The organism is Falsiroseomonas bella (assembly GCF_003173615.1).
Lineage (GTDB): Bacteria > Pseudomonadota > Alphaproteobacteria > Acetobacterales > Acetobacteraceae > Falsiroseomonas > Falsiroseomonas bella.
Map to the genome: position 1 here is coordinate 573,353 of NZ_QGNA01000005.1, position 9,623 is coordinate 582,975.

Here is a 9,623-nt window from a genome sequence, read left to right on the forward strand (position 1 = left end):
TGACAATGCTCAGATACGCGATCATCTTCGCCGTCGTCGCCCTGGTGCTCGGTGTGCTGGGCTTCGGCGGCCTCGCCGGCGCCTTCATGGATATCGCCAAGGTCCTGTTCTGGCTCGCGGTGATCGTCGCCGTCGCGCTCTTCGTGCTCGGCCTCACCGTCTACAAGAAGGTGACGTAGCCGCTTCCCCGGATCCACTTCGCCGCGCCGGGCCGGGCGTCTCCCGCCCGGCCGGCAGGCTCCTGGTGTTCGGCAATCTGAACGTCCGGTCCGGCCGACGCGCATCCGGTCGCGTCTTCCGAACAGGACCACCGCTTCGCTTCGGCATGCGGAAGGTCCTCGAACAGCGGTCCGCGGCGCGTGTTGTCCCTCCAGTCAGGCCACGGCGCATGACCTCGGTCGCGCGCCAAGTGTCCCCTTGTGGTCTGGCCGAAGCCTGGGCGGCCGGCGGGCCGTCCACCAGAAACAGGAGGCCAACGCATGAAGCGACTTCTTTCCACGACCACCCTCGCCACGGCCATTGCGGTGAGCGCCTATGGGCTTGCCGGCGCGCAGGCGGTGAACCCGGGCCAGCCCGGCAGCGCCAGCGGTGGCATCCAGGCGCAGCACGGCCAGCCCGGCGCGGCGATGAACCAGCCGGGTTCCGCGCAGCGCCAGGGCGCTACGATGGGTCAGGCAGGCTCGGCGCAGCACCGGGGCGGCATGACGGGCAGCCCCTCCACCCAGGGCAGCACGCTCGGCCAGACCGGCAGCACGACGCCGTCCACGGCCGGCCAGTCCGGCGGCAGCGCGTCGCAGGCCGGCCAGGCGAGCCGGCTGAGCGAGGAGCAGATCCGCTCCGCCCTTCGCGCCCGCGGCTACTCGGACGTGCAGGGCCTCGAGCGTGACGGCGACAACTTCAAGGTCGGCCAGGCGAAGCGCTACGGCGAAGAGGTGAAGGATCTCCGCGTCGATGCCCGCACCGGCCAGGTTCGCGACGAGGACCGGCTGAGCGAGGACCAGGCGAAGGCACTGCTGCGTGACCGCGGCTACCGCGACGTCAGCCGCGATGGCGACACCATCCGAGCCAAGGCCAAGCAGGGCGACCGCGAGGTGAACCTGCGCATCGACGCGCGCACCGGCACGGTGACCCGGCAGTCCGGCAACTCGGGCTGACACCGAGTGCGCTGACCAGGCAGGGGAGCCGCCTGGCTCCACCTGCCCTTGCAGGCCAGCCTCCGCGCATCCCGCAGCAGGAGGCTGGCGGCAACCAAGGAGAACAGCATGAGGAACGCTAGCATGAAGCTCCAAACGACCACTCTTGCAGTCGCCCTTCTGGCCGGCACGGCAGTGGTCGCATCGCCGGCGCTGGCGCAGTCCCAGAACTACGGCGACCGTGGCAGCCAGTACGGCTCCGGCTGGAACAGCCGGGGCATGGATGACGGATCCCGCGACGCCTACGAGCGCGGCTTCCGGCAGGGGCGCGAGGATGAGCGGCGCAGCCGCTTCGGCTCGGGCCAGTATGGCAGCCAGGGCAGCTGGAGCCAGGATCGGCAGCCCGGCTTCGGCAATCAGGGCGGCATGAGTTCGCAGGGCTACGGCCAGTCCTACGGTCGGGGCGGCATGGGCTCGCAGGGCTCCGGCGACGACAGCCGCTTCGGTGGCTCGCAGGGTTACGGCCAGTCCAGTCAGCGCCAGTCCTCTGGCGGGCGCATGAGCGAGGAGGAGATCCGCCCGAGGCTGCGAGAGCGGGGCTACTCCGACATCGAGAACCTCGAGCGCAATGACGGTCGCTTCACCGCCGATGCGCGGCGATATGGCGAGCGCGTGGAGGATCTGCGCATCGATCCCCGGAGTGGCCGGGTGCTGAACCAGAGCCGGCTGAACGAGGACCAGGTGAAGGCCATGCTGAGCGACCGCGGCTGGTCCAACGTTCGCAACATCGAGCGCGACGGCAACATCATCGAAGCGCAGGCGCGGCGAGACGGCAGGACCTACGATGTCCGCCTCAATGCGCGCAGCGGTGAGATCCTCCAGCGCGAGCGCCGGGATCGCGATCGCGACGAGAGCGGCAGCAACGACTGACGCAGCGTCCGTTGCCGCGCCCCAGGGTCAGCCGGCCCTGGGGCGATTTCTGATCTTGAGCCGAGGCGTCATGTCGCGGGCTGTTGGTGAGCGGCGGGTGCAGGCCTCGACGACGCCTCGCCGGGCTTCCGGGTGCCTGCGGGGCTGAGCTGGACCTTCTCGACGGGCGGCTGACCCTGCCTCCTCGCAAGGAGAACGCCATGGAGCAACTTGCGAGCTTGGCAGAAAGCCTGTTTGGCGCCGGTCGGGACAGCCCAGACCTCCTCCAGGTGGTTGCCCGTGCTGCGCTGGTCTATCTCGCCGCGCTCGTCATGGTGCGCTGGGGCGAGAAGCGCTTCATGGGCAAGAACACCGCCTTCGACGTCATCCTCGGCGTCATCCTCGGCTCGGTGGTCAGCCGTGCCATCAACAGCACGGCCGACATCGCCCCGACGCTTGCCGCGGGCTTCATGCTCGTCGGCCTGCACTGGGGCTTCGCCAGCCTCGCCTTCCGCTCCGACCACTTCGGCACCCTCGTGAAGAGCCACACCCGCGTGCTCGTGCAGGACGGGCACATCAACTGGGACGAGATGCGCCGCGCGCATATGAGCCGTGACGATCTGCTCGGCGCGCTCCGTGCCGAGGGCGTCGAGAACCCGTCGAGGGTGAAGGAGGCACGCCTGGAGCGCAGCGGCGAGGTCAGCGTGGTGACGCGGACGCCGGAACCGCGGATCCTTGAAGCGGTGATCGAAGACGGCGTCCTGAAGGTAGTTTTGAAGCTCCGGTAGGCGAGCGAGGTCCGCATCCGGACGGGCTGTCCTTCCGTCCGGGGTGCGGCCGTGCTGCAGCGCCGGCATGCGCCGCAGCGGAACCGCGGCCGATTGGCATCGTTGGCTACGCAACCTGTCGCGTAGCCCTGACTGCCGGCGTCGCCGATCGGGTGCGTCCGGGCGTGGCCTGCAGCATCCATCCCGCTCATCCACCGCGAGGAGAAGCCGATCGTGGCTGCCGTGGGCACCAACGAGAATGCATCGGAGCGCGTGGTCCGACGGCAATGCGACAAACTGCGGCTCATTCGACACCCGGGCTCAGGCGAGAGCGCCCGCGTGCAGATGATAAGCGGCGACGGGGCGCGATGAGGGCGACGGCATGAGCCCCGCCATCTGGAGCCGGATCTACTGCGGCCCTGCGCCTGATCCGGCAGAGCTCTGGCTGCGCTGGAACCTCGATCCGATGCTGGTGCTGGCGCTCGGCGTGCTTGCCGTCACGCTTGGGCGGAGCCGAGCGGGCGCCGGGGCCCTGGCGGTGCTGGTGCTGGCCTTGGTCTCGCCGCTCTGCGCGCTGTCGGCATCGCTATTCGCCGCGCGGGTCGTGCACCACGTCCTGCTGGTGGCGGTCGCGGCGCCGCTCATCGCGGTCGCGTGGCCTGCGCGGGTGCCGCGGCTGGCAACGCCGTGCCTGCTGGCTTCGACCGTGGTGCTCTGGGCCTGGCACCTGCCGGCGGCCTACGACCTCGCCCTCTCCTGGGTGCCGGCCTACTGGGCCATGCAGGTCTCGCTGCTCGTCAGCGCGACGCTGTTTTGGCGTGCCGTTCTCCATCCGCGGCTGGGCGGACACGCGCTCCTGCTGATCCTGGGGGCCTATGTGCAGATGGCGCTGCTCGGGGCGCTGCTGACCTTCGCGCCCGAGCCGCTCTACGCGATCCATCAGGTGGCGCCGCTCGCCTGGGGGCTCTGGCCGCTGCAGGACCAGCAGCTCGGCGGGCTGCTGATGTGGGTCCCGGCGGGACTGGCCTACATGGCCTGGGGCGCGCTCGTCGCCCGGCGCGCCTGGCGCGCGATGGAAGGGCGCGCAGCGTGATTCCGTGGCTCGAGCCCAGCATCCCCCACCTGAAGGCGCTGCACATCACGACGCTTGGGCTCTGGTGCGCGGGGCTCTTCGCGCTGCCGCTGATGCTGGCGCGGCACGACCCGGCGATCGGCCAGCTGGACTACGCCCGCATCCGGCGGGCCACGCATTACGGCTACACCTTCGTCGTCACGCCTGCGGGCGTGGTCGCGATCGCCTCGGGGACGCTGCTCATCTTCCTGCGCGAGGTCTTCGTGCTGTGGCTGTTCGCCAAGCTCGTCTGCGTGGCGCTGCTCGTCGGCTTTCACGCCTGGGTCAGCTACATCATCGTCGCCGCGGCCGAGACGCCGGGAGCGCACAGGCCGCCCGAGCCGCTGCTGCCGACGCTGGCGCTCACGCTGCTGATCCTCGCCATCCTCTCGCTCGTGCTGGCCAAGCCGGAACTCGGCGTGATCCCGATGCCGCGCTGGCTGGAGCAGCCCTGGGGCGTTCAGCTGCCCTTCGACGTGCCCAGCCGGTAGTCGAAGACGAGCTTCCCGCCGTGCCAGCCCGTCGCCATGACCATCAGGACGTTGAAGCCCGACAGGAGGATGCCGTAGGGCAGCACCGCCGCCTCATAGCCCTGTATCCGGTAGCCCCAGTTCGCGCCGAGCAGCGAGAGCAGCAGCACCGCGATGACGAAATGCGTCCAGGCGGGCGCGCGGATGCGGATGCCGCGCACCATCAGCAGTTCCATCGTGCCGGTCGCGCCCGCGGCGAGGCCGAAGAGGAAGGCCGTTCCCGCGGCCCAGACGCCGGCGCGCGCCCAGAATGTCTCGCCCGACAGCAGGTAAAGCGCGTCCGCCCCGAAGGCGCAGAAGGTCAGCGCCACCGGGAAGGCCACCGTCATCGCATGCAGCGGGTGCCCCCAGAGGGCGATCTTGGATTCGGTCGCATCATAGCCAGGGTGTTGCGCGATCGGGTCCACCAGCTCGTCAACCCTGGCCTGCCGCATCTCCTGCGCCATCGCGGCCTCTCCCTTCGCGTGTGGATCGCGGCGACAACACCGCTCTCGCTGGCCGGTTGCGAGGAGCGGCTTTCCGCCGTGCATCCGGCCGGGCCGGCGGCCGCGGACATCGCGACGCTCTGGTGGGTGATGCTGGCCGGTGCGACGGCGATCTTCCTGTTCGTGATGGCGCTTCTCGTCCTCGCCTTCCGACGCGGGCCGGCACCCGTCTCGGCGGCCGCGGAGACGCGGCGGGAGAGGTTCTGGATCATGGGGCTCGGCCTCGGCTTCACGTTCCCGGTCCTGGCCGCGCTGCTGGCCTATGGCCTGGTCGTCGGCGAGCGGCTGCACACGAGGCCCGGCCCCGAGGTCGTGACCGTCCGCGCCGAGGGGCGGCAATGGGCCTGGTCCTTCGCCTATGCCGACGCGCCGGGCCGGATGACCGAGGGCATCCTGCACATCCCGGCAGGGCGGCAGGTCGACGTCGCCATCACCAGCGCCGACGTGATCCACAGCTTCTGGGTGCCGCGGCTGGCGGGCAAGCTCGACGCGATACCGGGCCATGTGAACGTGCTGCGGATCGAGGCCTGGGCGCCCGGCGACTACGCGGGCGTGAGCGCGGAGTACAACGGCACGGCCTATCTCGGTCACGGCTTCACCGTGCGCGCGCATGACGCGGCCGGCTGGGCAACCTTCCTGGCGGGGGATGCGCCGTGAACGCGCTGCGACGCCATCGCCTGCTGACGCGGATCTGGTCGTCGGAGCCGGGGTGGAAGGGCTGGTTCACCACGGTGAACCACAGCGACCTCGGGAGGATGTTCCTGTTCGTGGCGGTGCTCTTCTTCATGATCGGCGGCATCCTGGCGATGCTGATCCGCGCCCAGCTCGCCACCCCGCGTTCAGCTTTCCTGGGGCCCGATGTCTACAACCAGGTCTTCACGATGCACGGGACCATCATGATGTTCCTGTTCGCGATCCCGCTCTTCGAAGGGATCGCGGTGTATCTGCTGCCCAAGCTTCTCGGCACGCGCGACCTGGCCTTCCCGCGCCTGACCGCATACGGCTTCTGGTGCTACGTCCTCGGCGGATCGCTGCTGCTGTTCTCGCTTGTCGCAGGGATCGCGCCCGACAGCGGGTGGTTCATGTATCCGCCGCTCTCTTCGCGGGCCGCGAGCCCGGGGATCAACACCGATTTCTGGCTGCTCGGCATCACCTTCGTCGAGATCTCGGCAATCTGCGCGGCGGTCGAGATCACGGTGACGGTCCTGCGCTACCGGGCACCGGGCATGTCGCTGTCGCGCATGCCGATCTTCGCCTGGTATGCGCTGGTGACCGCGGTGATGATCCTGACGGGCTTCCCGCCGCTGATCCTCGGCTCGATCCTGCTCGAGCTCGAACGCGCCTTCGACATGCCCTTCTTCGTGACCGAGCGCGGCGGCGACAGCCTGCTGTGGCAGCACCTGTTCTGGCTGTTCGGCCATCCGGAGGTCTACATCATCTTCCTGCCCGCGGCGGGCGTGATCTCCACCATCCTGCCGGTGATGGCGCGCACGACGCTGCTCGGCTACGGCTGGGTGGTGGCGGCGGCGGTCGCACTCGGCGTGCTGAGCTTCGGGCTCTGGGTGCACCACATGTTCACCACCGGCATCCCGCATATGGGGCTCGCCTTCTTCTCGGCGGCCTCGACGCTGGTCGCGGTGCCGACGGCTGTGCAGGTCTTCGCCTGGATCGGCACGCTGTGGAAGGGCAGCCCGCGTCTCACCCTGCCGATGCTGTGGATCCTGGCCTTCTTCGCCACCTTCGTCATCGGCGGGCTGACGGGCGTCATGGTAGCCGTGGTGCCCTTCAACTGGCAGGCGCACGACACGCACTTCATCGTCGCACATCTGCACTACGTCCTGGTCGGCGGGTTCGTCTTCCCGATGTTGGCCGCGCTCTACTACTGGATGCCGCATGTCACGGGACGCAAGCGCTTCTTCAAGCTCGGCGAGACGGCCTTCTGGCTGATTGCCATCGGCTTCCACGTCACCTTCCTGGCCGTGCACTGGGCGGGGCTGCTCGGCCAGCGCCGGCGCATCCACACCTACGACCCCGGGCAGGGATGGGAGTGGATCAACCTGATCGCCTCGATCGGCGGATTCGTCACGGCGATCGGCTTCGCGCTGGTGGTGTTGGACGTGGTGGTCAACGCCGCCGTCGCGGTGCGCGGCTCGCGCAATCCGTGGCGCGCGGGCACGCTGGACTGGGCCATGCCGACGCCGCCGGCCGCCTACAACTTCGCCAGCCTGCCGCTGGTCGCCTCGCGCGAGCCGGTCCACGACGACCCGGACCTGCCGGCGAGGCTCGCGCGTGGCGAAGGGTATCTCGGCGACCCCGCGCGAAACCGCCGCGAGTCCCTGATCGTGGACATCGCGACCGGCGAGCCCGCGCAGCTCGTCGTCTTTCCCGCCAATACGGCGCTGCCCTTCGTCATGGCCTTCGTCACCGGCGGCATCTTCCTCGGCATGCTGCTGAAGGCCTACTGGCTGGTGCCGCTGGCCGCCCTCGGCGTCGCGGCGCTGGTCGCGCGCTGGGTCTGGAGCCTGGGTTCGACGCGCGAGGAAGGCCCGCAGGCGGTCGGCCGCGGCCTTGCGCTGCCGCTCGCCGCCGAGTCCCCGGACCCGCCTGGCTGGTGGGGGTCGCTGTTCCTGCTGCTCGCCAATGGGACGCTCTTCGGCTCGCTGCTGTTCGGCTACGCCTTCCTGTGGACCGTGGCGCCGGGCTGGCCGCCGGCGGCCTACCCGGAGCCCGGGCTAGAGGATGCGCTTCTCCTGCTCGGCGGGGTGTCGCTGTCGGTGGCGGGCATACGGCTCGCCGACGGGGCGCTGCGGCGTGGCAGCGGGGCGTGGATCGGTCTTCTACTCGGGCTGGCGGGTGCCGGCGCGACCGGGCTGGCAGCGGCGACGCTGCTGCTCGGGACCTCGCACGATGCCCATGCCTACGACGCGACGGTCTGGGTGGTCGGCGGCTATGTCCTGTTCCACGCCGCGTTGACAGGCGGGATGACGCTTTTCCTCGGCGCGCGGGCGGCAGCGGGCTACGTCACCGGCCGCCGGCTCGGGGAGGCACGCATCCTGCGTCTCTGGACCGACTACACCGCGGCCGTGGCGCTGCTCGGCCTCGGTGCGGCCTGGCTGCCGGGGCTCGCGATGTGAGGGATGTCCTGCGCATCTCGGTGCCGCTGACCATCTGGCTCGCCTCCTTCAGCGCCGTCTATGGGCTGCAGGGTCTGGTCTGTTCCCCGCGCTGGGGTGCGGCCGGGCTCGGTTTGGCGGCCGGGCGCGTCGCGCTGGTCGCGGCGGCGGTCGCGGCGGTCGCGCTGCAGGCCGTGCTGCTGCTCGGGCTGCGCGGACCGCGCCTCGCCCCGGCCTCGGGGTTCGTCCGGGGCGTCAGCCTGGCGCTTGCTGTCGTCGCGCTCGTTGCCACCGCCTGGACCCTGCTCCCCGTTGCCACAACCTCGCTGTGCCTTTGAGGCTCGTGGCCTCCCTCAGCCCAGGTCCGTGCCGGCTTCGGCTGTCAATGCGCAAGGTGCTCTTGTATCCTGCCCGTCACAACGCCCGCGGCTCGCGCCGACTTGGGGCCACGTCACCAGCTCGCATGTCAACGCCGGTTGGATTCTGACCCGCTTTGCGCGGGGTCGCCGATTGAAATCTGACCCACGTGATGCCCGGGGTGGGGCGAGCCCCACCCCGGGCGACGCCGCTCAGCGGCTCTCCTTCTTCGCCATCACGCCTGCCCGGCGCTTGTCCTTCAGGCGGTAGCTCTCGCCGCTGATCTGCACGACGGTGGCGTGGTGCAGCAGGCGATCGAGCATCGCCGCCGTCAGCACCGTCTCGCCCGCGAAGGCCTGGTCCCAACTGCCGAAGGTCACCGCATCCGCGTCGGCGAGGCCTGGCAGGTTGTCGAGGTCGCGGACGTAGTAGATCGCGGCATCGGTGCCGCCCGGTCCGCGCGCGACCACGAAGGCCGCGTGCCCGAGATCTCCACCGAGCACGCGGTTGCCGAAGGCGGCGTTGATCGCGGCACGGTCGGCGAAGCTCCCAGCCACCGCATCGGCAGCGTTGAGGATGAACACGCCAGCCGCGCTGAGATCGATGTTCGCCCCCCCGGCGAGGCTGAACACCGTCGCCTTGCTGCCGAGACCGGCGAAGGCCGAGCGCGTGAACTCCAGCAGGTTGCCGAGATCGCCGGGGCCCGCGAAGCCGCTGATCGTGTCCGCCTGGGCCAGGGTGCCGGGGTTGGTTGGCGCGAAGATGTCGAGCGAGCCGTCATTGTAGTTGCCGAAGACGATGCGGTCGGACGCGCCGTCGGCGGGTGGAGACCCTTGAGGAGGCGCTGGCCGATCCGGCGACGGTGGCGCCGGCGGCCGAGGCGCTGCGGTTGCTGATCGACGCGATCCTGATGATCCCGGGCGCCCGGCGAGGCGAGGTGTCGCTCACCCTGCGGGATGACGTGGCGGCTTTCCTGGAGCCGGAGGACGGCGCCGCCGGCCGGGTGATCGCCTTGCCCCGAAACGGCAGAACCCCTGTTCGCGTGGGTACGAACAGGAGTTCTGGATCTGGCGGAGAAGCATTGGGATCGTTGGATGCGGGGACAGGATTTGAACCTGTGACCTTCAGGTTATGAGCCTGACGAGCTACCGGGCTGCTCCACCCCGCGGTGGTGTGGTGTCTGTCGTTGTGGTGAGGATCCGGCGTGGTGGCCCGGCG

10 protein-coding genes, 1 tRNA gene and 1 pseudogene are annotated in these 9,623 nt (G+C 70.0%); 9 read left to right on the forward strand and 3 right to left on the reverse strand.

The window, feature by feature from the left end; all coding sequences use genetic code 11:
- Window positions 1–5 precede the first annotated feature (5 nt).
- The 6 genes from DFH01_RS23355 to DFH01_RS23380 all read left to right on the forward strand — a co-directional run bounded on the left by DFH01_RS23355 (window position 6) and on the right by DFH01_RS23380 (window position 4,411).
- Window positions 6–179, forward strand: a complete 174-nt coding sequence (locus tag DFH01_RS23355) for a DUF1328 domain-containing protein (RefSeq protein WP_109872890.1) — start codon at window positions 6–8, stop codon at window positions 177–179.
- A gap of 300 nt (window positions 180–479) precedes the next feature.
- A complete protein-coding gene (locus tag DFH01_RS23360; protein ID WP_109872891.1) occupies window positions 480–1,154 on the forward strand; it encodes a PepSY domain-containing protein in 675 nt (224 codons plus the stop codon).
- 123 nt (window positions 1,155–1,277) lie between these two features.
- Window positions 1,278–2,063 (forward strand): PepSY domain-containing protein, encoded by a 786-nt coding sequence (locus DFH01_RS23365; RefSeq protein ID WP_158287871.1) that lies wholly within the window; start codon window positions 1,278–1,280, stop codon window positions 2,061–2,063.
- A 269-nt stretch (window positions 2,064–2,332) separates the two neighbouring features.
- Complete coding sequence (locus tag DFH01_RS23370; protein ID WP_199231363.1) at window positions 2,333–2,830, forward strand: DUF421 domain-containing protein; 498 nt, start codon at window positions 2,333–2,335, stop codon at window positions 2,828–2,830.
- Between the two features lie 361 nt (window positions 2,831–3,191).
- Window positions 3,192–3,902, forward strand: coding sequence for a cytochrome c oxidase assembly protein (locus tag DFH01_RS23375; protein WP_109872894.1), 711 nt, complete (start codon window positions 3,192–3,194; stop codon window positions 3,900–3,902).
- Window positions 3,899–4,411: a CopD family protein gene (locus DFH01_RS23380; protein WP_109872895.1), complete on the forward strand. Its 513-nt coding sequence runs from the start codon at window positions 3,899–3,901 to the stop codon at window positions 4,409–4,411. Before DFH01_RS23375 ends, DFH01_RS23380 begins: the two co-directional genes overlap by 4 nt.
- Here the strand turns inward: DFH01_RS23380 and DFH01_RS23385 are convergent.
- On the reverse strand, window positions 4,381–4,896 hold the full coding sequence (locus DFH01_RS23385; protein WP_109872949.1) for a DUF2231 domain-containing protein: 516 nt from the start codon (window positions 4,894–4,896) through the stop codon (window positions 4,381–4,383). The two genes, DFH01_RS23380 and DFH01_RS23385, sit on opposite strands and share 31 nt — an antisense overlap.
- 18 nt (window positions 4,897–4,914) lie before the next feature.
- On the opposite strand from DFH01_RS23385, the gene DFH01_RS23390 reads away from it, so the two are divergent.
- From DFH01_RS23390 to DFH01_RS23400, 3 genes are read left to right on the forward strand one after another with little or no spacing between them, the layout of a single operon-like run.
- Window positions 4,915–5,592: a cytochrome c oxidase subunit II gene (locus DFH01_RS23390; protein WP_199231364.1), complete on the forward strand. Its 678-nt coding sequence runs from the start codon at window positions 4,915–4,917 to the stop codon at window positions 5,590–5,592.
- Window positions 5,589–8,069 carry a cytochrome c oxidase subunit I gene (gene ctaD, locus DFH01_RS23395; protein WP_109872897.1) on the forward strand — a complete coding sequence of 827 codons (2,481 nt, stop codon included), beginning with the start codon at window positions 5,589–5,591 and terminating at the stop codon, window positions 8,067–8,069. Before DFH01_RS23390 ends, ctaD begins: the two co-directional genes overlap by 4 nt.
- Window positions 8,066–8,386 carry a hypothetical protein gene (locus tag DFH01_RS23400; RefSeq protein WP_109872898.1) on the forward strand — a complete coding sequence of 107 codons (321 nt, stop codon included), beginning with the start codon at window positions 8,066–8,068 and terminating at the stop codon, window positions 8,384–8,386. The genes ctaD and DFH01_RS23400 overlap by 4 nt, the downstream gene beginning before the upstream one ends.
- 231 nt (window positions 8,387–8,617) lie before the next feature.
- Here DFH01_RS23400 and DFH01_RS23405 read toward each other — a convergent pair.
- Window positions 8,618–8,779: pseudogene (locus DFH01_RS23405) on the reverse strand (ATP-binding protein); the annotation flags it as partial.
- Between the two features lie 717 nt (window positions 8,780–9,496).
- Window positions 9,497–9,573, reverse strand: a tRNA-Met gene (locus DFH01_RS23415).
- Window positions 9,574–9,623: the final 50 nt, after the last annotated feature.

Bases quoted from the DNA above. Each gene is read 5' to 3' on its own strand.
- DFH01_RS23355 (WP_109872890.1), top strand. From the start codon at position 6: ATGCTCAGATACGCGATCATCTTCGCCGTCGTCGCCCTGGTGCTCGGT.
- DFH01_RS23375 (WP_109872894.1), top strand. From the start codon at position 3,192: ATGAGCCCCGCCATCTGGAGCCGGATCTACTGCGGCCCTGCGCCTGAT.
- DFH01_RS23385 (WP_109872949.1), bottom strand. From the start codon at position 4,896: ATGGCGCAGGAGATGCGGCAGGCCAGGGTTGACGAGCTGGTGGACCCG.
- DFH01_RS23365 (WP_158287871.1), top strand. From the start codon at position 1,278: ATGAAGCTCCAAACGACCACTCTTGCAGTCGCCCTTCTGGCCGGCACG.
- DFH01_RS23360 (WP_109872891.1), top strand. From the start codon at position 480: ATGAAGCGACTTCTTTCCACGACCACCCTCGCCACGGCCATTGCGGTG.